The sequence below is a fragment of the Pseudoalteromonas mucoides genome (genome assembly GCF_049257175.1).
Classification (GTDB): Bacteria; Pseudomonadota; Gammaproteobacteria; order Enterobacterales; family Alteromonadaceae; genus Pseudoalteromonas.
In genome coordinates this window covers 102,873-126,722 of record NZ_JBMMUC010000014.1, presented here as the reverse complement: position 1 = coordinate 126,722, position 23,850 = coordinate 102,873, and the positions used below count along the sequence as shown (strand labels likewise).

19 protein-coding genes are annotated in these 23,850 nt (G+C 39.8%); 11 read left to right on the top strand and 8 right to left on the bottom strand.

Annotated features, from left to right (window positions below; genetic code table 11):
• Positions 1-37: 37 nt before the first annotated feature.
• The 3 genes from nrdA to ubiG all read right to left on the bottom strand — a co-directional run bounded on the left by nrdA (position 38) and on the right by ubiG (position 4,095).
• Complete coding sequence (nrdA, locus tag AAEU30_RS15860; protein ID WP_421961326.1) at positions 38-2,323, bottom strand: class 1a ribonucleoside-diphosphate reductase subunit alpha; 2,286 nt, start codon at positions 2,321-2,323, stop codon at positions 38-40.
• 378 nt (positions 2,324-2,701) lie between these two features.
• Positions 2,702-3,385: an HAD family hydrolase gene (locus tag AAEU30_RS15855; RefSeq protein WP_421961325.1), complete on the bottom strand. Its 684-nt coding sequence runs from the start codon at positions 3,383-3,385 to the stop codon at positions 2,702-2,704.
• The gene (gene ubiG / locus AAEU30_RS15850; protein WP_421961324.1) at positions 3,385-4,095 is read right to left on the bottom strand and encodes a bifunctional 2-polyprenyl-6-hydroxyphenol methylase/3-demethylubiquinol 3-O-methyltransferase UbiG; all 711 of its coding nucleotides are present in this window, start codon (positions 4,093-4,095) and stop codon (positions 3,385-3,387) included. Before ubiG ends, AAEU30_RS15855 begins: the two co-directional genes overlap by 1 nt.
• Before the next feature lie 188 nt (positions 4,096-4,283).
• Here ubiG and gyrA point away from each other — a divergent pair, with 188 nt between their 5' ends.
• The 9 genes from gyrA to pyrF all read left to right on the top strand — a co-directional run bounded on the left by gyrA (position 4,284) and on the right by pyrF (position 14,534).
• Complete coding sequence (gene gyrA, locus AAEU30_RS15845; RefSeq protein ID WP_087532205.1) at positions 4,284-6,980, top strand: DNA topoisomerase (ATP-hydrolyzing) subunit A; 2,697 nt, start codon at positions 4,284-4,286, stop codon at positions 6,978-6,980.
• Positions 6,981-7,059: 79 nt separating this feature from the next.
• Entirely contained in the window at positions 7,060-8,142 is a 1,083-nt protein-coding gene (gene serC, locus AAEU30_RS15840) for a 3-phosphoserine/phosphohydroxythreonine transaminase (RefSeq protein ID WP_421961323.1), read from the top strand.
• Positions 8,142-9,419 (top strand): 3-phosphoshikimate 1-carboxyvinyltransferase, encoded by a 1,278-nt coding sequence (gene aroA / locus AAEU30_RS15835; protein ID WP_421961322.1) that lies wholly within the window; start codon positions 8,142-8,144, stop codon positions 9,417-9,419. The genes serC and aroA overlap by 1 nt, the downstream gene beginning before the upstream one ends.
• A 106-nt stretch (positions 9,420-9,525) precedes the next feature.
• On the top strand, positions 9,526-10,236 hold the full coding sequence (cmk, locus tag AAEU30_RS15830) for a (d)CMP kinase (RefSeq protein ID WP_421961321.1): 711 nt from the start codon (positions 9,526-9,528) through the stop codon (positions 10,234-10,236).
• A gap of 98 nt (positions 10,237-10,334) precedes the next feature.
• Complete coding sequence (gene rpsA / locus AAEU30_RS15825) at positions 10,335-12,002, top strand: 30S ribosomal protein S1 (protein WP_087532200.1); 1,668 nt, start codon at positions 10,335-10,337, stop codon at positions 12,000-12,002.
• Between the two features lie 65 nt (positions 12,003-12,067).
• Complete coding sequence (gene ihfB, locus AAEU30_RS15820; protein ID WP_087532199.1) at positions 12,068-12,355, top strand: integration host factor subunit beta; 288 nt, start codon at positions 12,068-12,070, stop codon at positions 12,353-12,355.
• A gap of 20 nt (positions 12,356-12,375) precedes the next feature.
• Complete coding sequence (locus tag AAEU30_RS15815) at positions 12,376-12,657, top strand: lipopolysaccharide assembly protein LapA domain-containing protein (protein ID WP_087532198.1); 282 nt, start codon at positions 12,376-12,378, stop codon at positions 12,655-12,657.
• Between the two features lie 2 nt (positions 12,658-12,659).
• Positions 12,660-13,796: a lipopolysaccharide assembly protein LapB gene (gene lapB / locus AAEU30_RS15810; RefSeq protein ID WP_421961320.1), complete on the top strand. Its 1,137-nt coding sequence runs from the start codon at positions 12,660-12,662 to the stop codon at positions 13,794-13,796.
• A gap of 33 nt (positions 13,797-13,829) precedes the next feature.
• A complete protein-coding gene (gene pyrF / locus AAEU30_RS15805) occupies positions 13,830-14,534 on the top strand; it encodes an orotidine-5'-phosphate decarboxylase (RefSeq protein ID WP_421961319.1) in 705 nt (234 codons plus the stop codon).
• A 131-nt stretch (positions 14,535-14,665) separates the two neighbouring features.
• On the opposite strand, the gene AAEU30_RS15800 is transcribed toward pyrF, so the two are convergent.
• The 4 genes from AAEU30_RS15800 to AAEU30_RS15785 form a co-directional block, all read right to left on the bottom strand.
• Positions 14,666-16,009, bottom strand: a complete 1,344-nt coding sequence (locus AAEU30_RS15800) for a hypothetical protein (protein ID WP_421961318.1) — start codon at positions 16,007-16,009, stop codon at positions 14,666-14,668.
• A gap of 544 nt (positions 16,010-16,553) precedes the next feature.
• A complete protein-coding gene (locus tag AAEU30_RS15795) occupies positions 16,554-16,979 on the bottom strand; it encodes a hypothetical protein (protein ID WP_421961317.1) in 426 nt (141 codons plus the stop codon).
• Between the two features lie 416 nt (positions 16,980-17,395).
• Positions 17,396-18,226 carry a CvfB family protein gene (locus tag AAEU30_RS15790; protein WP_087532192.1) on the bottom strand — a complete coding sequence of 277 codons (831 nt, stop codon included), beginning with the start codon at positions 18,224-18,226 and terminating at the stop codon, positions 17,396-17,398.
• 2 nt (positions 18,227-18,228) lie between these two features.
• Positions 18,229-19,554: a DEAD/DEAH box helicase gene (locus AAEU30_RS15785; RefSeq protein ID WP_421961316.1), complete on the bottom strand. Its 1,326-nt coding sequence runs from the start codon at positions 19,552-19,554 to the stop codon at positions 18,229-18,231.
• A gap of 194 nt (positions 19,555-19,748) precedes the next feature.
• On the opposite strand from AAEU30_RS15785, the gene trhO reads away from it, so the two are divergent.
• Positions 19,749-20,756, top strand: a complete 1,008-nt coding sequence (trhO, locus tag AAEU30_RS15780) for an oxygen-dependent tRNA uridine(34) hydroxylase TrhO (RefSeq protein ID WP_421961315.1) — start codon at positions 19,749-19,751, stop codon at positions 20,754-20,756.
• Between the two features lie 80 nt (positions 20,757-20,836).
• Here trhO and AAEU30_RS15775 read toward each other — a convergent pair whose 3' ends face one another.
• Entirely contained in the window at positions 20,837-21,907 is a 1,071-nt protein-coding gene (locus AAEU30_RS15775) for a DUF3083 family protein (RefSeq protein ID WP_421961314.1), read from the bottom strand.
• 227 nt (positions 21,908-22,134) lie between these two features.
• Between AAEU30_RS15775 and glnS the strand changes: the two genes are divergently transcribed.
• Positions 22,135-23,796: a glutamine--tRNA ligase gene (gene glnS / locus AAEU30_RS15770; RefSeq protein WP_421961313.1), complete on the top strand. Its 1,662-nt coding sequence runs from the start codon at positions 22,135-22,137 to the stop codon at positions 23,794-23,796.
• Positions 23,797-23,850 lie beyond the last annotated feature (54 nt).

Genomic DNA, 23,850 nt, shown 5'->3' with positions numbered 1-23,850 from the left:
CGGGCATAAAGCCCGCTGTGATTTTATTTAAAAATTTTTATATTTTACACGCACCGCCTGCGCAATCATCATCTTCTACTTGCGGGGCAAGCTCATCTTGTGAATCTGATGCACCGTCACGGGTGTTGTGGTAATACAAGGTTTTTACGCCAAGCTTATAAGCAGCAAGTAAGTCTTGCAGTAATACCTTCATAGGTACTTTACCACCTTCAAACTTATTTGGATCATAATTTGTATTTGCAGAAATAGTTTGATCAACAAACTTTTGCATAATACCTACAAGTTGCAAGTACCCTTGGTTTGAAGGAATATCCCACAATAACTCATAGTTTTCTTTTAAGCGGTCATACTCAGGTACAACTTGTTTTAAAATACCATCTTTACTTGCTTTAACGCTGATATGACCACGTGGTGGCTCAATACCATTTGTTGCGTTTGAGATTTGTGAAGATGTTTCTGACGGCATCAAGGCTGAAAGCGTTGAATTTCGCATACCGTGCTCTTTAATGCTCGCACGTAATGCATCCCAATCTAAATGCAGTGGCTCGTCACATATTTTATCCAAGTCTTTTTTATACGTATCAGTTGGCATTATACCTTGTGAGTAAGTTGTTTCATTAAACTTAGGACATGCACCACGCTCTTTTGCAAGCTCGTTTGATGCTTTCATAAGGTAATATTGAATTGCTTCAAATGTTTTGTGGGTAAGTGCATTGGCACTGCCATCTGAGTAACGCTTACCATTTTTAGCTAAGTAGTATGCGTAGTTGATAACACCTATACCCAGAGTACGACGACCCATAGTCGCATTTTTAGCTGCAGGCACTGGGTAGTCTTGGAAATCAAGTAAGTTGTCTAGTGCACGTACCGCAAGCTCTGCAAGCTCTTCTAATTCGTCAAGTGATTCAATTGCGCCTAAGTTAAAAGCAGAAAGCGTACATAAGGCAATCTCACCTTCTTCATCATTTACATTGCTCAGTGGTTTAGTTGGTAATGCAATTTCTAAACATAAGTTAGATTGACGAATCGGTGCAACCTTCGAAATAAATGGGCTGTGCGTATTACAGTGATCAACGTTTTGTAAATAAATACGGCCAGTGCTGGCACGCTCTTGGGCAAACATTGAAAACAGCTCAATTGCTTTTATACGCTTTTTACGAATTGACTCATCTTGCTCATACTGAACATATAAACGATCGAATTCATCTTGATCTTCGAAGAATGCATCGTAAAGACCAGGTACATCAGATGGGCTGAACAAGGTAATATAATCATCTTTGATCAGACGTGCATACATTAGTTTATTAAATTGTACGCCGTAGTCTAAGTGACGAACACGGTTATCATCAACACCACGGTTATTTTTAAGTACGAGTAGGTTTTCTACTTCTAAATGCCATAATGGGTAGAATAATGTTGCTGCACCACCACGGACACCACCTTGTGAACAACTTTTAACAGCTGTTTGAAAGTGCTTATAAAATGGAATACAGCCTGTATGGTATGCTTCACCATTGCGAATAGGGCTACCTAAAGCACGAATTCGACCAGCATTAATACCAATACCTGCGCGTTGCGATACATATTTTACAATGGCAGAAGAAGTCGCATTGATAGAATCAAGGCTGTCACCACATTCAATTAAAACACATGAACTAAATTGACGTGTTGGTGTACGTACCCCCGCCATAATTGGCGTTGGTAATGAAATTTTAAACATTGATACCGCATCATAAAAACGCTTGATGTAATCTAAACGCGTTTCTTTTGGGTAATCCGAGAACAAACTTGCAGCAACAAGAATATATAAAAACTGTGCACTTTCGTAAATTTCACCCGTCACACGGTTTTGTACTAAATACTTACCTTCTAGCTGCTTTACAGCTGCGTAGCTGAAGTTTAAATCTCGGCTATGATCAAGGTAGTTATCTAGCTCGTCAATTTCTTGCTCTGTGTAATCAACCAGTAGATGTGCATCATAACGCTTGTCTTCTACTAACTTAGTAATGTGATCATATAAACGTGGTGGCTCAAATTGGCCATACGCTTTTTTACGTAGATGGAATACAGCTAAACGAGCCGCTAAATATTGATAATCAGGGCTGTCTTTAGAGATTTGATCCGCAGCCGCTTTGATAATTGTTTCATGGATGTCTTCAGTGCGAATACCATCATAAAACTGGATATGCGACTTTAACTCTACTTGAGAAACAGAGACGTTATTTAAACCTTCGGCGGCCCACTCAATAACGCGATGAATTTTATCAAGATCAAGTGACTCTTTACGGCCGTCACGTTTGCTTACAGATAGCTGTTGGTTCATAGTTTTGCCTGTATTCCTTGGGAAATATAGTCTTAGAAAATTATTATTCTAGTTATAAAGTTAAAAGCGAATTTAATTGAATAACATTTAGCCACAATATCTGGTGCTCTTCAAATTCTAGATCACAAGATAGTGTGGTCTGCGATCATTTGCAAGGGACAGAAATGAGCCCCTTTGTGGATAAGTTTGGGATAACATGCTTGTGTTAGTAGCCATTAACCTTTGACCTTTTGATTAAGGTGAAATTTATAAAAAGCAACTCAAGATCTATTAAATTTAGTCATTTTAAAAATAAATTTTGGCTGCTTTTTTTATCAACACAGTTTGAGCTAATTTTAGACTAATCACAACATATAGTGTTTTTAAATTGTTAATGCACTATATATGGTTAAATCCATCAATTGGGCTTTGCCAGTTAAAATCTGCATTCCAACTTAATGCCTCTGCTTCACTTGGCACATAACCCCACAGTGCGGTCGCGCTGTGCATATTGGCGGCTTTTGCAGCTTCTATATCACGTTGTGCATCGCCGATATATAAACAGCGGGTAGGCTCGACACCTAAAAGCTCGGCAGTATGCAATAAAGGCAAAGGGGAGGGCTTTGCAATATTAAGGGTATCACCACTGACTAAAGCGTGAGTATCTTTGAGCTCAGGTATTTGGGCAACTAATGGCTGAGTAAGAAACTCTGGCTTATTTGTCATGATCCCCCATTTGATGTTTTGTTGGTCAAGGGCTAATAACAATTGCGCGACGCCGGTGAAGCACTGACTATGAGCTGCGATATTAGCACTGTAGGCATCAAGTAACTGCTGACGAAGCTCATTTTGGTCTTGCCGTGATTGCCATAACTGACCAAAACCGGCTTCTAAAAGTGCTACTGCACCATTGGAGGCGGCAGGGCGGTATATGTCTGCAGTGACTAAGGGCATTAAATGTGCTTTGAGAACACTATTAAGCGCAGCACCTAAATCATCCGCTGTATCAAGTAGGGTACCGTCTAAATCGAAAATAAACGCATCATATTCAATTGTTTGCTCTGTTTTATTGAAACTTACCATTAGGCAAGCTTCTCAAAGTGTAGAATATAATTAACGCTTACATCACTATTTAGTGTGTATTGCTTTGATAGTGGGTTGTAATTTAAACCCGTACTAGCGCGCACTTTCAAGCCAGCTTGTTCGGCCCAAGTAATTAATTGTGCGGGTTTGATAAACTTTTTGTGATCGTGAGTACCTTCAGGCACCATTTTTAAAAGCTTTTCTGCACCGACAATAGCGAATAAATACGCTTTAGGGGTTTTATTCAAAGTTGAAAAAAATACGTCAGCCCCCGGTTTTGCCAGTGCTGCCACAGCATGGATAATTGAGGCTGGATCAGGGACGTGTTCAAGCATTTCCATACACGTAATTAGATCAAAACGTTCAGGGTGTTGTTGTGCGTATTGCTCTGCAGGTACTTTAATGTAATCAACATTCACTCCGGTTTCTAAACTATGCAACTTTGCCACGGTTAACGGCTCTTGCCCCATATCAATACCGGTCGCTTTAGCGCCCATACGGGCCATACTTTCTGTTAAAATTCCGCCACCACAGCCAACATCAAGTACTTCTTTATCAAATAAACCGTGAGCTTTGTCTGCTATAAAGTCTAATCGTAATGGGTTAATCTCATGAAGGGGTTTAAATTCGCCTTCGCGGTCCCACCACCTTTCGGCAATGGCTTCAAACTTTGCAATTTCTGCACTATCTACATTTTGATGTTCGGTCATAAAATACTTCCTCGTCAATCTGAGGCCATTATATAGGGCTAAATTAATAAATCGCAAAGATTTAGCGCCTGTAAATCTAAATTAATTGTGGTAGCATGGTCTATTAGAATACGTTTAATAACAACAAATACTCTATAACGCCTTTAAAACGGCACTTGTGAGTTAATACTGAAGGAATGTGATATCAAATGACTGATCTCGCCAATGAAATTCTGCCAGTCAATATTGAAGACGAGTTAAAAACGTCCTACCTAGATTACGCGATGAGCGTAATTGTTGGGCGTGCATTACCTGACGTGCGTGATGGTTTAAAACCAGTTCACCGCCGCGTTTTGTTTGCAATGAACGAGCTTAGTAATGATTGGAATAAACCATATAAAAAATCGGCACGTGTTGTCGGTGACGTAATTGGTAAATACCATCCCCATGGCGACAGTGCGGTTTATGACACCATAGTCCGTATGGCCCAGCCATTCTCTTTACGTTATATGTTAGTAGACGGCCAAGGTAACTTTGGTTCTGTTGATGGTGACTCTGCGGCAGCAATGCGTTATACCGAAGTACGTATGGCAAAAATGTCGCATGAATTATTAGCCGATCTTGAAAAAGAGACCGTAGACTTTGTACCTAACTATGATGGTACTGAGCAAATCCCTGATGTGTTACCAACGAAAGTTCCTAACCTATTAGTGAATGGTTCATCCGGTATTGCGGTTGGTATGGCAACAAATATACCACCACACAACTTATCTGAGGTTATTAATGGCTGTTTGGCTTTAATTCAAAACCCAGATTTAACTATTCATGAGTTAATTGAATATATTCCTGGTCCTGATTTCCCAACTGCGGCAATCATTAACGGTAAAAAAGGCATTGAACAAGCTTATTTAACCGGCCGTGGTAAAGTGTATATCCGTGCTCGTGCTGAAATTGAAGTGGACGAAAAATCAGGTCGTGAGACCATCATCGTTCATGAGATTCCTTATCAAGTAAACAAGGCGCGTTTGATTGAAAAAATCGCTGAGCTTGTAAAAGATAAGAAAATCGAAGGCATTAGTGCATTACGTGATGAATCTGATAAAGACGGTATGCGTATCGTTATCGAGATCAAACGTGGCGATGTAGGCGAAGTTATTCTTAATAACCTGTATGCACAAACACAGCTTCAAACAGTGTTTGGTATGAACATGGTTGCTTTGATCAATAACCAACCTAAATGCTTTAACTTAAAAGAAATGCTTGAAGCGTTTATCATTCACCGCCGTGAAGTGGTTACGCGTCGTACCGTGTTTGACTTACGTAAAGCCCGTGACCGTGCTCACACCCTTGAAGGTTTAGCTATTGCGCTTGCGAATATCGACCCAATTATCGAATTAATTCGTAAATCACCGACACCAGCAGAAGCGAAAGCCGCATTAACAGCACGCCCTTGGGAATTAGGTAACGTTAAGTCGATGCTTGAAAAAGCAGGTGAAGCAAACGTTGCACGCCCTGATTGGTTAGCAGATGACTTAGGTATCCGTGACGGTCAATATTATATTTCTGAGCAACAAGCTCAAGCAATTCTAGATCTACGCTTACACAAGCTAACAGGTCTTGAACATGAAAAAATCTTAAACGAATACCAAACGTTGTTAGATTTAATTGCTGAGTTATTACATATCTTGGCATCACCAGAGCGTTTAATGGAAGTTATTCGTGATGAGTTGGTTGAAATTAAAGACCAATACGGTGATGAGCGTCGTACAGAAATTAACGCGGCAGCACACGATATTAGTCTTGAAGACTTGATCAATGAAGAAGATGTAGTTGTTACCCTGTCTCACGAAGGGTATGTGAAGTATCAACCATTATCAGATTACGAAGCGCAGCGACGTGGTGGTAAAGGTAAATCAGCGACCAAGATGAAAGATGAAGACTTCATCGAGCGTTTATTGGTTGCGAACACTCACGATACTATTTTGTGTTTCTCAACAGCAGGACGCTTGTACTGGCTTAAAGTGTATCAATTACCACTAGCGAGTCGTGCAGCACGTGGTAAGCCAATTGTTAACTTGCTACCACTTGAAGCTGATGAGCGTATTACTGCTATCTTGCCGGTACGTGAATACGAAGAAGATAAATACATCTTCATGGCAACTGCATTTGGTACAGTGAAGAAAACACCACTAACTGCATACAGCCGTCAACGTGCTAGCGGTATCATCGCGGTAAATCTTAATGAAGGCGATAGCCTCATTGGTGTAGATATTACTGATGGTAGCAACGAAATCATGCTCTTCACTGACGCAGGTAAAGTTGTACGCTTTAAAGAAGCTGAAGAGACAGCGGTTGTTGATGAAAATGGTAACCCTGTGCTTGATGAAGATGGTAATCCTGAAATCCGCTTTAAAGGTGTGCGCCCAATGGGCCGTACCGCAACAGGTGTTCGTGGTATCAAGATGGCCGATGAGCAACGTGTTGTATCCTTGATTGTGCCTAAGACTGACGGTGCTATTTTAACAGTGACTGAAAATGGTTACGGTAAGCGTACATTACTTGAAGATTACCCATCTAAGAGTCGTGCAACACAAGGTGTTGTATCGATTAAAGTGAGTGAGCGTAACGGTGCTGTTGTCGGTGCTGTACAAGTTGACGATAATGACGAAATCATGATTATCTCTAATCGTGGTACGCTTGTTCGAACACGTGTAAACGAAGTTTCTACCGTTGGGCGTAATACTCAAGGTGTTATTTTGATAAGAACTATTGACGAAGAGCAAGTAGTTGGTTTACAACGTATCGAAGAGATCGAAATCGATGAGCTTGACGTTATCGAAGGCGAGAGCGAAGAAATAGTCGAAACGGTTAATGAAGAAGCGGGTGATAATCCACCGGTTGAATAACATTGACCATTAAAAAGCGGCTTCGGCCGCTTTTTTTTATTTATAAATAAAAAAGTAATTACTGGAATGAGGAAAGGTAATGAGTATATATAATTTTTGTGCGGGTCCAGCAATGCTACCGCCAGCTGTGATGGAAAAAGCACAAAAAGAATTTGTCGATTGGCAAAACTTAGGTGTCTCGGTGATGGAAATTAGTCACCGTAGTAAAGAATTTTTAGCATTAACTAAAAAATGCGAAGCAAGCTTGCGCCGATTAATGAATATTAGCGATGAGTTTGAAGTACTGTTTATGCACGGTGGTGGCCGTGGTCAATTTGCAGCTGTCCCTTTAAACTTACATTTAGATGACAAAGCCGCTGTTTATTGTGAAAACGGGGTGTGGTCTAAAGGCGCTGTAGCAGAAGCACTGAAGTTTACGCAAGTTGAAGAACTTGATGTTCGTAATGATACAAACGAACAATTCTCGATTAAACCAGTGAGTGAGTGGTCGTTTCCGACGGATCCTTCATATATTCATTATTGCCCAAATGAAACCATTGATGGTATTGAAGTATTTGATGTACCAAGCCACCCAACAGCGCCTATTGTCGCTGATATGTCGTCAACAATTTTGTCTCGCGAATTTGATGTAGAGCAATTTGATTTAATTTATGCTGGTGCACAAAAAAATATCGGTCCTTCTGGGCTTGCAATAGTCATCGTACGTAAAAGCTTGCTTGAACGCCAAGGCTTACCAAAACCGGGGATTTTTGATTATGCCCTGGAAGTTAAGCAAGGCAGCATGTATAACACGCCGCCAACGTTTGCTTGGTACTTAGCCGCCGAAGTATTTGAATGGCTTGAGCAAAATGGTGGTGTTAAAGCGATGGAACAACAAAATATTGCAAAAGCCGAGCTGTTATATAATTTTATCGATGCGTCGCCATTTTATAACAATAAAGTAGCCAAGCATTGCCGCTCTCGCATGAATGTACCATTTTGGTTAAATGACGAAAGTTTAAATGAACAATTTTTAAGCCAAGCTAAAGCAGCAGGTTTACTTGCATTGGAAGGGCACAGAATAGTCGGTGGTATGCGCGCGAGCATTTACAATGCAATGCCGCTTGCCGGTGTTAAAGCCTTGGTTGATTTTATGGCTAAATTTGCTCAGGAGAACAGTTAATGGAACAGTTACGACTTGAGCCAATATCGTCAGTAAATGGCAGTGTTACACTCCCAGGCTCTAAGAGTTTATCTAACAGGATATTATTACTGGCTGCTCTTGCACAAGGCACCACCGTTGTTGAAAACTTACTTGATAGCGACGATATTCGCCACATGCTTGGTGCCCTTAAGTTACTAGGGGTTAATGTTGAACTAAATGAAGATAAAACCGTGGCTACCGTACAAGGCGTGGGTGGGCAGTTTTTAACTCCTTCCGAACCTTTGTTTCTAGGTAACGCAGGCACGGCGTACCGTCCTTTAACCGCAGTATTAGCCGCAGTACAGGGTGAGTATGAGTTAATTGGTGAGCCGCGTATGGAAGAGCGTCCAATTGGCCATTTGGTTGATGCATTGCAAGCGCTAGGTGGTGAAGTTAAATATTTAAAACATTTAGATTATCCGCCACTGAAAATCACCGGTGGTCAAATTAATGGTGGTAATGTTGAAATTGATGGCAGTATTTCAAGTCAATTTTTAACGGCACTATTAATGGCTGCACCACTGTTTAATGGCGATACCACAATCACTATTAAAGGCACTTTAGTGTCAAAACCATATATCGATATTACGTTAGATGTGATGGCGCGTTTTGGTATTCATGTTAGTCATGATAATTATCAATCTTTTAAAGTTAAAGGTTCACAGCAATACAAAGCTGTCGAGCGCATTATGGTAGAAGGTGATGCTTCATCAGCTTCATACTTTGTCGCCGCAGCGGCCATTGCCGGTGGTGAAATTGAAATTAAAGGCGTAGGTGCTAAATCTGTTCAAGGTGATATTGGTTTTGCCAAAGTAATGGAGCAGGTTGGTGCACAAATTGATTGGTATGATGAGCGCTTAGTGGTACGTAAAGGCCAATTGAAGGGCGTTGATATTGATGCCAATGCAATCCCTGATGCGGCCATGACTCTTGCCACCGTTGCATTATTTGCCGATGGGCCGACTGCTATTCGAAATATATATAATTGGCGGGTAAAAGAAACTGACAGGTTGTATGCTATGGCCACTGAACTTCGTAAAGTTGGGGCTGAGGTTGTTGAAGGCCAAGATTTTATTGAAATTACACCGCCAACTAAATTTAACGATGTTGCCATTGACACTTATGATGACCATAGAATAGCCATGTGCTTTGCCATGGTAGCAGTGGGTGGTCAAGCAATCACAATTAACGATCCTAAATGTACCTATAAAACTTTTCCAACGTTTTTCAATGTACTAGCGTCTGTAAGTAAATAGTTACAATACGTAAAAATAAAAACTTACGTACAAAAAGCGGATCTATTTTAATATCTGGCGTATAATACGGCGGTTTTATTTTGGTGTGCATTGCAGGAGGTTTTAAATGCAGGCGTTATTAATGCCCGTAATCACCGTTGATGGCCCAAGTGGTTCAGGTAAAGGAACTGTTTGTCGCTTGTTAGCCGATAAATTAGGATGGGATGTTTTAGACAGTGGCGCGATTTACCGTGTGTTATCACTGGCAGCACTTCATCATCAAATTGCATTGGACAACGAAGAGGCATTGGTGCCTTTAGCTGCCAATCTGGATGTGCAGTTTTTAGTTGATAGTCAAACAAATGCTGGAAAGGTTATTCTTGAAGGCGAAGATGTATCAACCACTATTCGTAATGAAGAAGTTGGAGCCGCGGCATCAAAAGTGGCTGCTTTACCTCGAGTAAGAGAAGCACTACTTCGTCGCCAGCGTGCGTTTCGCACAGAAAATGGCTTAATTGCGGATGGTCGTGATATGGGGACCGTGGTGTTCCCAGATGCACCATTAAAAATTTATTTAACCGCTAGTGCGCAAGAACGTGCCCGCAGACGTTACGTTGAGTTGAACGAACGTGGTCTTGATGTTACACTAAGTGGTCTATTAGAAGATATTCAAGCTCGTGACGAACGCGATATGAATCGTGAAGTTGCACCGCTTGTGCCAGCAGATGATGCTATTGAACTTGATACTAGCGAGCTTAATGCACAGCAAGTGTTTGATAAAGTTATGACTTTATTAGATGCTGCGATTTCTGAAGGTAAACTTCCTAACAGAAAGTAAACACATTTTACATGCGCCAGCAGGATGCCAGTGCTATTTTAACAACCCCATGCAGCATGGTTGCTTATTGGTATTAAATATATGAGACGTATATTCGTATGTCAGAAAATTTTGCGCAGTTATTTGAAGAAAGCCTAAAGGGTTTTGAAGCAGAGCAAGGCTCTATTGTTAAAGGTACAGTAATCTCTATCGAGAATAACATTGTACTTGTAGATGCTGGTCTTAAATCAGAAAGTGCTATCCCTGCAGAGCAATTCAAAAATGCTGCTGGTGAACTTGAAGTTGCTGTTGGCGACGAAGTAGATGTTGCACTAGATGCAATCGAAGACGGTTTCGGTGAAACTATCCTTTCTCGTGAGAAAGCGAAGCGTCACGAAGCGTGGATCCGTCTTGAGAAAGCATGTGAAGAGCAAGAGACTGTTACTGGTGTTATCAACGGTAAAGTTAAAGGCGGTTTCACAGTTGAAGTTGATTCAATCCGTGCTTTCCTACCTGGTTCACTTGTTGATGTTCGTCCAGTACGTGACACAACTCACCTTGAAGGCAAAGAGCTTGAATTTAAAGTAATCAAGCTTGATCAAAAACGTAACAACGTTGTTGTTTCACGTCGTGCAGTTATCGAATCTGAAAACTCACAAGAACGTGAAGAGCTTCTTGCTAACCTTGTTGAAGGTCAAGAAGTTAAAGGTATCGTTAAGAACCTTACTGACTACGGTGCATTCGTTGATCTTGGTGGTGTTGATGGTCTACTACACATCACTGATATGGCGTGGAAGCGTGTTAAGCACCCTTCAGAAATCGTTAATGTTGGCGACGAAATCGCAGTTAAAGTTCTTAAATTCGACAAAGAGAAAACTCGTGTATCTCTTGGCCTTAAACAGCTTGGTGAAGATCCATGGGCAGCTATCGCTGGTCGTTACCCAGAAGGTTCTAAACTTTCTGGCCGTGTAACTAACCTTACAGATTACGGTTGCTTCGTAGAAATCGAAGAAGGCGTTGAAGGTCTAGTACACGTTTCTGAAATGGATTGGACTAACAAGAACATCCATCCTTCAAAAGTTGTTAGCCTTGGCGACACTGTTGAAGTTATGGTTCTTGAAATCGACGAAGAGCGTCGTCGTATTTCTCTTGGTCTTAAGCAATGTATTGCTAATCCTTGGCAAGAATTTGCTCGTCTTCAAAACAAAGGCGATCAAGTTACTGGTAAGATCAAATCAATCACTGACTTCGGTATCTTTATCGGTCTTGACGGTGGTATTGATGGTCTTGTACACCTTTCAGACATTTCTTGGAACACACCTGGCGAAGACGCTGTACGTGAATTCAAGAAAGGCGACGAAATCACTGCTATCGTATTGCAAGTTGACCCAGAGCGTGAACGTATCTCTCTAGGTGTTAAGCAAATCGAAGCTGACCCATTCAATAACTACCTTGATGCAAACAAAAAAGGTGCTATTGTTAAAGGTAAAGTGACAGAAGTTGATGCGAAAGGCGCAACTGTTGAACTTATCGAAGGCGTTGAAGGTTACATCCGTGTAGCTGATATCGCTCAAGAGCGCGTTGAAGATGCAACTACTGTTGTTTCTGTAGGCGACGAAGTTGAAGTGAAATATGTTGGTGTTGATCGTAAGAACCGCACTTTAAGCCTTTCAGTTAAAGCTCTTTTCGAAGCAGAAGAGAAAGAAGTACTAGAAAAGCTTAAGAAAGAAGAGCCAGTGTTCGAAAACGCAATGGCTGCTGCATTCGCAAATGCACAAAAAGACTAATTAATCAGTCTTAATAATTGGAAGGGCAGTGTTGCCCTTCCTTTATCTCTTTTTAAGGAAACGCTATGACTAAGTCAGAATTGATAGAACAACTTGCCGAGCAACACGCACACGTACCTGTGAAAGATGTTGAAAATGCTGTTAAAGAAATTCTTGAACAAATGGCCGGCTCATTATCTAGCTCAGATCGCATTGAGATCCGTGGCTTTGGTAGTTTCTCATTACACTTTCGTTCGCCGCGTACTGGCCGTAACCCTAAAACAGGTGATACGGTTGAATTAGACGGTAAGCACGTACCTCATTTTAAACCTGGTAAAGAGCTAAGAGATCGCGTTAACGCGAGCATTGCCTAGTTACCAGTAGGAGTAGTTACTTGTTTCGGGTATTAAAAGTAATCTTAGTAGCAATATGCTTAATATTTGCATTTGTACTTGGTTCACAGAATCCGCAGTTGGTGCAAATCAATTATATTATTGCTAGTAATACATTACCCTTAGCAATGATAATAAGTATCTGCTTTGCTTTAGGTGTTGCAATTGGTTGTTTTATTAGCTTTAAATTGTTTTCACAATTGAAGTGGCAAAATTATCGTTTGAAAAAGAAATTAGCGCCTGAAAAAAATAATAATAAGCTTGTTGCTAATAAAGACACCTAACTATGATTGAGCTTTTGTTTTTACTTTTACCCGTTGCGGCTGGTTACGGCTGGATAATGGGTAAAAATAGTGCTAAAAACCAAGCTCATCAATTAAATCGTCAGATCACCTCAGAATACAGTAAAGGCTTAAAATTCTTGCTCGATAGAGAAGAAGATCAAGGTCTTGAACACCTCATTAATTTATTAGAAGTCGCAGCAGACTCTGTAGAACACTACTCAACACTTGCGACTATGTTTCGCCGTCGTGGTGAGTTAGACCGCGCAATAAAAATTCATGAACTGCTGTTAAAGCATCCCAGCCTCAACGAACAACAAGCTGCTACTAGTCGCTTAGAGCTTGCTGAAGACTATATTATGGCTGGACTTTTAGATGGTGCAGAAGAGCATTTAGTGTGGCTGGTTAAAGCGAATCAAGAAGAAGCATTAGAACCTATCCTTACTTTGTATTCACAAACACGTGAATGGGAAAAGGGCATTAATATGTTTGAAGCCCACAGCGATTTATTTTCAAAACCTCAGCATTTTAAAGCCATTGCCAATTTTTACTGTGAAGCTGCATTGCTTGAAAACGATCCGCAGATTATGCGAAAAGCAATTAGCCTTAATCAAAAAGCAATAAGGCCTTTATATGAACTTGGTAAATCAGCGTTTGCTAAAGAAGATTATGTTAAGGCAATTTATTATTGGCGTGAGTTAATTACTAACTTTACATTTTTTGCCCCTTTATTTATTGAAGACTTAGCGCATAGTTACAGCCAGTTAAATTTAACCCACCAATTCCACGAACTGTTAGTTCAATTACTCGATAAAGGTGGCGTTTTAATAAAAATAAAGCATTGCCAAGCATTATTAGAGCAGGGCCATCCAGAGCAAGCGATTAAATTTTTAACAGATAGCCTGAAACGTCAGCCGACAATTCGTGGTTTTAGCTTCTTGCTGCAATTATTAGCAAAACAAAATAATGATATTAAAGAAGTATTAGATCAAATCGATAAATTGGTAACTTCTTATATTGCAACAAAGCCAGATTTTCAGTGCCAACACTGCGGCTTTACTAGCCATACTATTTATTGGGTTTGCCCGTCGTGTAAACACTGGGAAACCATAGTGCCAAGCCGTGGCTTAGACGGTTTTTAATTTTACTTATTTTCAATTCGTTTTAGGAAAGTTATGTCTCTCGAACAATCAAAAAAAGTTCTTATAGCCCTTGATTATGATGATCAGCAAACAGCATTAAATTTTGTTAAACAACTTTCTCCTGACACCTGTCGCTTAAAAGTCGGTAAAGAAATGTTTACTTATTTTGGACCTGCATTTGTTAAAGAGCTTATTGATTTAGGTTTTGATGTTTTCCTTGATTTAAAATTTCATGATATCCCTAACACAGTAGCAAAAGCAGTTACTGCCGCAGCTAAAATGGGCGTATGGATGGTTAATGTTCATGCCAGTGGTGGCGTAGAAATGATGACTAAAGCCAAACAAGAGCTTGAGCAGTTTGGTGATAAAGCCCCTTTATTAATTGCCGTTACCGTTTTAACCAGCATGGATGCTGCAGAGCTTACTCGTTTAGGAATTGATAAAACCCCAGAAGAGCAGGTTATCTATTTAGCAAAACTTGCAAAAGAGTCAGGCCTTGACGGGGTAGTGTGCTCAGCGCAAGAAGCGAAGAAATTAAAAGCAGAGCTAGGTGAAGATTTTAAACTTGTGACTCCAGGTATCCGCCCAGCTGGCAGCGATGCAGGGGATCAAAAGCGCATTATGACGCCAAAACAAGCCATTGATGACGGTAGTGATTATTTAGTTGTTGGCCGCCCGATCACACAAGCCGCCGATCCAGTCGCGGTTCTTAAAGAAATTAATGACTCGTTAAAATAAACAAGCGTTATTTTTAAGAGTACAAAGAGCAAAGTTTTTACTTTGCTCGTTTTGTTTCTGGGTATACAAATTTAGTTACTTGGCGAAGATTAGTCCGCAATGTGCCATGCGCGGACGGTGGTAACGCTTTATTATAACCCGTTTGATGCTTCGGGGTAATATACAGTACCAGTCTCGCCTGATTTAATTCGATTTAACCAGTCATGGTAAACGTGCGGGTATAAATGCTGTCTAGCCACACCTAGCCCTTTAAGGGCGTTCTCTAAATTAACTACCTTTTCAAGCTTATCATTCATATGTGCTTCCATATCATAATCAATACTTTTACTAGGCTCTGCTTTATCACCGTTCGATAAGAAAAAATCTGGAAGTTCAAGAGTGTCTAAATCGTCAAAATACCAGTTTTTATCTTTGAATTGAGCTGCTAGTTTTTTGGCTAAATACGCTCCTTTTTCATTTAGAAGCTCTGACAGCAATTCAAACTCCAGCTTATATTGAAGTAACAACGACGATTTTACATCCTCAATTGACTGATTTTTACTTTGATAAATCTTTAATAAAACTTCTTCCATTTCTTCTAACGTTGTCGACTTAGTGATCCTTTTAGTCGTTTCTGAATGCATTGCCAAACACAAGAGCAAGGCTAGGCATAGTGTACTACGGTGCATCCCTCTCGACATTTCCATTTTCAAAGTGCTAATTAATTCTTGTGGCGCACCAGAGAATATATGACTTAAAATATATTCGGGGAATGAACCAATATAAAAGGTAGGGGCATTTAGAGAAAACCTTGAAATAAGGATCATTATCAATAGCTTTTGACGTAATTTCAACTCAGGAAAAAGCTGATTTATCAACGCAAGAAAGCAAGAGTACTCACTGCCACTAAGCGAATTTATATCTTTATTAACCTGCGCGACTAACAAATTTGAAGATACTAAATCATCTTCATATAAATCACATGATATTAACTGCTCTTTTGAGTATGCATGCCCTTCTATCAGAGAAAGCATTGTGATTGGGGTGGACTGGATTACGCCATCATATTCATTTAAATAATGCATATGAACATACACGCCACACTGTTCATCATGCTCAAGTGAATACTTTAATTTAAGAAAGTTTTGAGCTGTATTTGAGTTTTGTAGCAGTTTCGAATGCATCTGAATCTCTGCATCATTTAAAGAGATTACTTTTAAATACGTTTCAGTTGGGTCATTAAACCAATTATACATTCTACAGGTGTATTCCATCCCCCACAGAGTCGAAGTCCCATCTAATAAATGCGTAGATTCGTGTTTATACGTTTTAAATATCTCAAGTTCAGTATTACTCAGAGTATTGAGGGTCTTTGTGTTGATTATTCTTTCAATATCTTCAACGGACTTACCATTATCATCATTGTTAATTTCGATTTGCTGTAAGCCAAAATCATACTGCCCTAAGGTTTGATCTTTAAAAATACATCTACTCAAAACTGCTCCGACATGACATAGTGTTATAACGAGCCTTTAGAATTACTCGTTTTTAATTTATTTTTATTGATGTATTAACCATAGCCGAGTTCCTATTTTGATTCAATCGGTTACTTCGATTTTACGTAAAGTATAAAAAGAGGATTTGCTGTTGCTTTAATTGGCGTTTTGGAAATTATTTCAAGTATGTGAGTAGTTTATTTTAGGTAATAAGAGCTTAATCTAATTAATGCATCGTGTTTGATACACACTAATATTAGTCTTTAAGATACTCCTCATTTACTTGTCATTTCCTTTGCTTTGTGCAAAAAACTTAGTAAATTATTCACAAATAGGTTAAGAGGCGCTGCGCTTTAGAGTAATACAGGCACTATAAACATTGCACTAGGCAATGACTATTTAGTGTCAAAAGGTTTAGTGTCACTGAGAGATATTTGGATCAATATTCATTACGGGAGGTGAAGCGCCCATTGCACTACCTGCTAATAAAAAGCGCATGATGGGTGGTGTGGGGGCTGGAAGTTAGAGACCTCCGGCTACCCGTTTATGTTTTGGAGCCAAATACATCGTATGCCGTTATTGCCGCTGCCCCAACAGCTACAACTACCGCAAATATTGAAGCTACAAGCGAATGTTTATATCGTTGATGATCAGCTTTTAGATTAGCTACGGCTGATGCCAAAACCGGAAACTGTATACAGTGGCGTTGTTTATCCACTTCAAACTCAAACAATTTAACCTCGACGCCTTTGGATTGCTGATATTTATATACATTAGCCAAATGGTAGTACAATCGACCAAATACCAATTCTGGGTCAGCACGTAACTTTCCTGCAATAAGCTTGCAGTCTATAGGCACATATATTTTTCCATCTCTAATTATTTCATTTGAATCATACAATTCAAACTCCGCTCGGTAGTGGTTATAAATACATTCAAGCAGTTCTAAATCAGTTGGATTTTTATACACTTATAGCTTCCTTCAAAAAAACATAACAGCTTATCGAACACCATAGTGGTGGTTTACAACACACCAAAACGGCGTATATTACATACGCTAATAATTTCACCAAAAATTACCATTGTAAACAAATAATTAAAATAGCTAGGAATTGCTCTTGTTATTTTTCACCAAACTGGCGGTTAATAATGTTATCGGACAAAGTTAGGCTTCAACTCACAAAGCAGAAATAAATTTAACTTTTTCAGTGTCCGGTTCTCGCTCATAGTTGCCATTAAAAGCTTATAAAACAAAAAAGAGCAAAGCTTTCACTTTACTCTTTTCATGATATAACAATATTTTGTTAGCCCGTAGCCCGTAGCCCGTAGCCCGTAGCCCGTAGCCCGTAGCCCGTAGCCCGTAGCCCGTAGCCCGTAGCCCGTAGCTTACTTAAGCCTAATAGACTTAGCTTCAATATCAATTAAACCTTGCTTAAATAAACCACCAATGGCTTTTTTGTAGTTTGCTTTACTGGTAGAGAACACCTTTTTAATAAGCTCAGGGTCTGACTTATCACCAATTGCTAAAACACCGCCTTCGTCTTTTAGCTTTTGCATGATTTTTTCACCCAGCTCACTGACTTTCCCCATACCTGGTTTTTCAAGTATGACGTCTATTTTGCCATCTTCACGGACTTTCTGAATAAACCCTTTGAGCTTTTGACCAACAAACAGGTTTTTAAATACCATATTATAAAAAACCACACCAAAATGTGCTTCTTCAATCAATACTTTGTAGCCGATATCCGTTTTGCCAGCCACAATTAAATTAACTTCCTGAAGGGCTGTGTATTGTGGTTCATCTTTTGATAGAAAACGATTAAAGTTGCTAGAAGCACAAATACGTGAACTGGCGTTATCTAAGTAAAGACGTACTAAGTAGGAATGGCCTTCTTGCATACGAGGCTTTTGTTCATTAAACGGGGCAAGTACATCTTTGTCTAAACCCCAATCTAAGAAAGCGCCGATGCTATTAATTTCTTTAACACGCAGTAGGGCGTATTCACCCACTTGTGCGTGTGGTTTTTTAGTTGTTGCTGTCGGTAAATTAGCATTATCTAAAAAGATAAAAACACTGATGCTATCGCCGGCTTCAAGCTCATGTTTAATTTCATGACTAGGTAAAAAAACTTCGCCTAAATCGTGGCCATCAAGGTAAGCACCTTCATTACTGACTTCGTTAACAAATAAGGTTTGGGTTGTACCAAGGTAACTCATAATTATTCCTGCTCTGGCTTTTTACGACGACGCATAGGTGCATCACCATCAATATTTAATGGTGCTTTTATTGGGGCTTGAGGTTTTTTAGGCTTAGCTTTGCGCTTAGGTGCAGCTTTAGCTTTTGGTTTTACTTTTTCGTTTATTTTATTCTGTACTTGCGGTTTTTTATCCCGCAGGCCTTTAAACTTACCCGTTAGCCCTTCAACAGTGTGAAATTCTAACTCATCATTTAAAAATGACTTAATGGCCTTATAACTAGGCCAGTCTTTAGGACCGACCAATGAGATAGCTGTGCCTTTAAATCCGGCGCGACCTGTACGCCCAATACGATGAACGTATTCTTCAGCATGTTTTGGTAAGTCAAAGTTAATAACATGGGTGACACTTAACAAGTCTAAGCCGCGAGAGGCAACATCGGTGGTAATAAGGACTTTGAAGTTTTCTCGGCTGAAGGCATCCATGATTTCAAGGCGTTTACTTTGTGTTAAATCGCCAGCAAGCGCTTGTGCTTTGAGCCCTTTACTATTTAAAAGCTCACTTAATCTGGCAGTGTCTGCGCGTGTCGCGGTAAAAATAATGCATTGGCCAACGTCTTCTTGTTTAACAAAGTGCTCTAATAGCGCTTCTTTGTGATCTAAGTGATCAGCTAAATATAAGCTCTGTTTGATATCAGAATGCTGCTCATTTGCAGCACTTAGCATTATTTGTTTAGGCTTTTTAAGTAAATTACGCGATAGCGCATCAACTTGGGCGTGATCAAGCGTTGCTGAAAACAATAATGTTTGGCGTAAACGGTGGTCGGCCAAATCATTAATCATTTTTAATTGTTCAGTGAAGCCTAAATCAAGTATCCGATCTGCTTCATCGAAAATTAATAATTCTAAACCACTCAACTGCAATGAACGTTGAGTTAAGTGATCAGCTAAACGACCTGGAGTAGCAATAACAAAATGCGGGTCATTTCTTAGCGCTTTTATTTGGTCATTAAAGTTTTCACCACCGAGTATTTTTACCGCTTTTATGTTGGTACCTGCGATAAGTAACCTAAGTTGAGTAAAAACTTGGGTGGCAAGCTCGCGAGTTGGAGCGACAATTAAAACGCGCGGGTCACGTTTACTGAGCGCTTTTTGCTTCATGACACGTTGAACGGCTGGTAATAAAAACGCTAATGTTTTACCTGAGCCAGTTTTAGATTGAGCAAAAATATCATGGCCAGCCAATGCTGTCGGCACAGCGTGAGCCTGAATATCTGTAGGCTTAGTAATGCCTTGGTGCGCAAGTTGAGTTTCAAGGCGGTTATCGATGCCAAGATCAGTAAAGTGCAAAGTGTCTATCTCCAAATGAGTAATTTAAATCTTCATAAATCTGGCCGCTATTATAGCTCAGTCAAGGTGATTGCTCACAGTAAAAACCCGTTAATCATTAGTTTTTTTGCATTTAATTTGAAAAAGCGTAAAATATGCGCCCCAATGCGCCGGATTTACGATTCGGTTATCAAAAAGCAAAATTAGGAACGCTCATGACTGCCATTCATAAAGATAATGTCACTAGCGCGCACTTTGTTGTGTGTGCACTGTACAAATTTGTTGCCCTACCTGAATATGAAGACCTTCGCCAACCTTTACTCGATGTAATGGAGAAAAACGATGTACGTGGTACGTTGTTAATTGCTGCCGAAGGGATTAATGGTACAGTTGCAGCTAAACGTGAAGGTATTGATAATCTACTTGCTTGGCTTGATAGCCAGCCTCATTTAGACAATATAGTGTCTAAAGAGTCTTATGATGATGAATGCCCGTTTTACCGTACCAAAGTGAAATTAAAAAAAGAAATTGTCACTATGGGTGTTGAAGGGGTAGACCCACTTAAAGTGGTTGGCAGTTACGTTAAACCAAAAGACTGGAATGCGCTAATTTCAGATCCTGAGGTTATCCTTGTTGATACACGTAATGATTATGAAATTGAAATTGGCACGTTTGAAAACGCAGTCGATCCTAATACAAAAACATTCCGTGAATTCCCACAATGGGCAAAAGAAAACCTCGACCCAACAAAACATAAAAAAGTAGCTATGTTTTGTACTGGCGGTATTCGCTGTGAAAAATCAACTGCGTATATGAAAGAGCAAGGGTTTGATGATGTATACCACCTTGAAGGTGGCATCTTGAAGTATCTTGAAGAAGTACCAAAAGAAGAGACCATGTGGCAAGGTGAATGCTTTGTTTTTGATAATCGCGTAGCGGTTGATCATGATTTACAAAAGGGCTCATACGATCAATGCCATGCGTGTCGTATGCCAATCACTGAAGAAGAAAAGCTAAAACTTGAGTACATGGAAGGGGTTTCGTGCCATCATTGTATTGATGATGTGACAGACGAACAACGTGCGCGATTTGCTGAACGTCAAAAGCAAATTGAATTAGCTCAAGCGCGTGGAGAAGGGCATATAGGTAATGAAGCTCAGGCTGTATTACAAAAGCGTAAAGAGGCTAAAAAAGCACAAAAAGACGCGCAACGTAATAATTAAGCCAAATAAGTTTGCAGAAAAACCCCAACTATTTGGGGTTTTTTTATGGGTGCAGCAAAACTGTTTTTATGAATTGTTTACTATTGATAATAGCTGATATGTTGAAAGAAACGCACAGTGATATCTTGACGCTCTTTATTAATCGCAAGAGGCTCAACCATATTACGAATAACACTCTCTACTTTATTCATAAAACGCCCATGGCCAATGCCTTGTTCATCGTTTTCATTGGCCACAATTATAAAATGCATTGTTTCAACAAGCTTGTTATCTAGAAAGTAATGACTGAACTGACAGGTTTGCTCATTGGTCGAGAAGCTTAACTTTTGTAGTTCACAGTTACTGTCATTCTTATCAATCTTACTGTTTCGAATTATGGGCATACAGCCATTAGCCACCATGGCTGCAATATTTAATTGCTTAGCTTCGCACGTGTTTATAAACTCACTGTAGAAATGCTCATAAAACTCGGTGTAGTCTCCCTTGTTCAGTAAATGTTGAAACTGGGTTTTAATGGTACGAGTGACAGGAATTTTAAAGGTCGCGTAGGTCATTTCATTATGATGTTCAGGTAAATTACACTGACGACTTTGGTAGCGTTGATATAAGCCTCGTAGTTTGTAGCCGTAGCTTTCTTTGTGACCTTTCGCTTTAGCAAATAAATCGTAAGTTAAATGCTGATGGTCACGCAGTTTAAATTGCTCCTCGCCATCAAGAATACTTTCTTGCAAAGTGTCTAATACCTTCTTCACGTTATTATGAAAAATAGCACTGTTAGCACGTAAGTCATCACCGGTTGCTAAAAATAGTAGGCGAATTTTTTTACTTGCTTGCTCAGTGTCATAAAAACACTTATGCGCTTCGTGATAACGAGGGTTATAGAAAAACAATATTTGCTTATTTGTTTGTAAACAATAGGATTCTTCGTGAAATCTAACAACAGGTAATTTATCGTTGGCGATTAGATGAACATTGTGCAGTTCATATTCATCACACAGAGCAAATAGCTGCCTTGCGATTCGCTCATAGCATTGCCGCGGCGTTTCAAACTGTGAGTAGAGTTTATTGCTTGGTTTAAATTCAGCAAGTATGTATTGATTTGCTCGTGCACTCGTTGGTATGTACACGCGATGTTGTGATAATGAAGCCATATTTATTCCCTAATATTGTTTCGTTAATGGCGCCACTTTAACTTGTTTGAATGACTTTTTTATTGCGCTAGAACAATTTATAGCCCAATTTTTAAACCCTGTGTCACTTTGTGAGGTTGCTTGGGTATATATGTAATAAACCCACATGTTTTACTGTATGTTAACGGTTGTTTTTGTAATAATGCAGTAGTTTTGTAACCATGCACTTATGTGAGGATTGTACTCCTATGGCGGAAATTGAGAATCGCCCAAGTAATTTTATTAGAACCCGTATTGATGAAGATTTAGCATCAGGAAAGCATGCGACCACGCATACGCGTTTTCCACCAGAGCCTAATGGTTTCTTACATATTGGCCATGCAAAATCGATCTGTTTAAATTTTGGTATCGCACAAGATTATAACGGTCTTTGTAATTTACGTTTTGATGATACTAACCCAGAAAAAGAAGACATCAACTATGTAAATTCTATAAAAGAAGACGTGCAGTGGTTAGGCTTTCAATGGGATGGTGAAATCAATTACTCATCTAACTATTTTGATGCCCTATATGGTTATGCGGTTGAGTTGATTGAAAAAGGCTTGGCTTATGTGTGTTTTTTAACTGCAGATCAAGCTCGTGAATACCGTGGCACATTAAAAGAGCCAGGTAAAAATAGCCCAACTCGCGATACATCACCGCAAGAAAACCTCGCGTTATTTGAAAAAATGCGTAATGGTGAGTTTAAAGAAGGTGAGTGTGTATTACGCGCTAAAATTGATATGGCAAGCTCATTTATGGTGCTTCGCGATCCAATTATTTATCGTGTTCGTTTTGCACATCACCATCAAACTGCTGACAAGTGGTGTATTTACCCTATGTATGATTTCACGCATTGTATTTCAGATGCGCTTGAAGGTATAACTCATTCTTTGTGTACATTAGAGTTCCAAGACAACCGCCGTCTATATGACTGGGTACTGGATAATATCAGCCTCGAATGTCATCCACAGCAAATTGAGTTTTCACGATTAAACCTTGAATACACGATTATGTCTAAGCGAAAGTTAAACGACTTAGTCGTAAATGGGCACGTTGAAGGCTGGGACGATCCACGTATGCCGACAATTGCCGGTCTTCGTCGCCGTGGTTATACACCAGCTTCAATACGTGAGTTTTGTTTACGAATTGGTGTAACTAAACAAGAAAACATGGTTGAAATGGGCATGCTTGAAGCATGTATTCGTGAAGATCTAAATGAAAACGCACCGCGTGCAATGGCTGTACTTGATCCTGTTAAAGTTGTGATCGAGAATTTTGGCGATGACGCTGAAACACTGTCAGTTGCTAATCACCCAAATCAGGAAGAAATGGGTCGTCGCGATGTCCCTTTCACACGTGAGCTTTATATTGAACGCGAAGACTTCCGTGAAGAAGCCAACAATAAATTTAAGCGTTTAGTGCTTGATAAAGAAGTGCGTTTACGCGGTGCTTATGTGATCAAAGCGAACCGCGTTGAAAAAGATGAAAATGGTGAAATCACAGCTATATATTGTAGCTATGACCCTGAAACACTAGGGAAAAATCCAAGTGATGGGCGTAAAGTTAAAGGGGTGATTCACTGGGTCAGCGCAACTGCAGCTGTTACAGCTGAAGTACGTTTATATGATCGCTTATTTAGTGTGCCAAACCCCGCTGCGGCTGAAGATTTTGCAACAACACTAAATCCAGAATCTCTAGTTGTTTTACCTAATGCAAAGCTTGAGCCTTCACTAGCAAAAGCTACCCCAGCGCAAGGTTTTCAGTTTGAGCGAACAGGTTACTTTAGCCGCGATACTAAGTCTGAAACCTTAGTGTTTAATCAAACAGTGGGTCTTCGTGATTCATGGGCTAAAATAGAGCAGAAGTAATTCTGCTCTAAAAGTAATAGATACAAAAAAACCTGCTTAAGCAGGTTTTTTTTA

Bases quoted from the DNA above. Each gene is read 5' to 3' on its own strand.
- nrdA (WP_421961326.1), bottom strand. From the start codon at position 2,323: ATGAACCAACAGCTATCTGTAAGCAAACGTGACGGCCGTAAAGAGTCA.
- pyrF (WP_421961319.1), top strand. From the start codon at position 13,830: ATGTCTCTCGAACAATCAAAAAAAGTTCTTATAGCCCTTGATTATGAT.
- AAEU30_RS15775 (WP_421961314.1), bottom strand. From the start codon at position 21,907: ATGGCTTCATTATCACAACATCGCGTGTACATACCAACGAGTGCACGA.
- gyrA (WP_087532205.1), top strand. From the start codon at position 4,284: ATGACTGATCTCGCCAATGAAATTCTGCCAGTCAATATTGAAGACGAG.
- rpsA (WP_087532200.1), top strand. From the start codon at position 10,335: ATGTCAGAAAATTTTGCGCAGTTATTTGAAGAAAGCCTAAAGGGTTTT.
- ihfB (WP_087532199.1), top strand. From the start codon at position 12,068: ATGACTAAGTCAGAATTGATAGAACAACTTGCCGAGCAACACGCACAC.
- trhO (WP_421961315.1), top strand. From the start codon at position 19,749: ATGACTGCCATTCATAAAGATAATGTCACTAGCGCGCACTTTGTTGTG.
- aroA (WP_421961322.1), top strand. From the start codon at position 8,142: ATGGAACAGTTACGACTTGAGCCAATATCGTCAGTAAATGGCAGTGTT.
- serC (WP_421961323.1), top strand. From the start codon at position 7,060: ATGAGTATATATAATTTTTGTGCGGGTCCAGCAATGCTACCGCCAGCT.
- cmk (WP_421961321.1), top strand. From the start codon at position 9,526: ATGCAGGCGTTATTAATGCCCGTAATCACCGTTGATGGCCCAAGTGGT.
- ubiG (WP_421961324.1), bottom strand. From the start codon at position 4,095: ATGACCGAACATCAAAATGTAGATAGTGCAGAAATTGCAAAGTTTGAA.
- AAEU30_RS15855 (WP_421961325.1), bottom strand. From the start codon at position 3,385: ATGGTAAGTTTCAATAAAACAGAGCAAACAATTGAATATGATGCGTTT.
- glnS (WP_421961313.1), top strand. From the start codon at position 22,135: ATGGCGGAAATTGAGAATCGCCCAAGTAATTTTATTAGAACCCGTATT.
- AAEU30_RS15790 (WP_087532192.1), bottom strand. From the start codon at position 18,226: ATGAGTTACCTTGGTACAACCCAAACCTTATTTGTTAACGAAGTCAGT.
- lapB (WP_421961320.1), top strand. From the start codon at position 12,660: ATGATTGAGCTTTTGTTTTTACTTTTACCCGTTGCGGCTGGTTACGGC.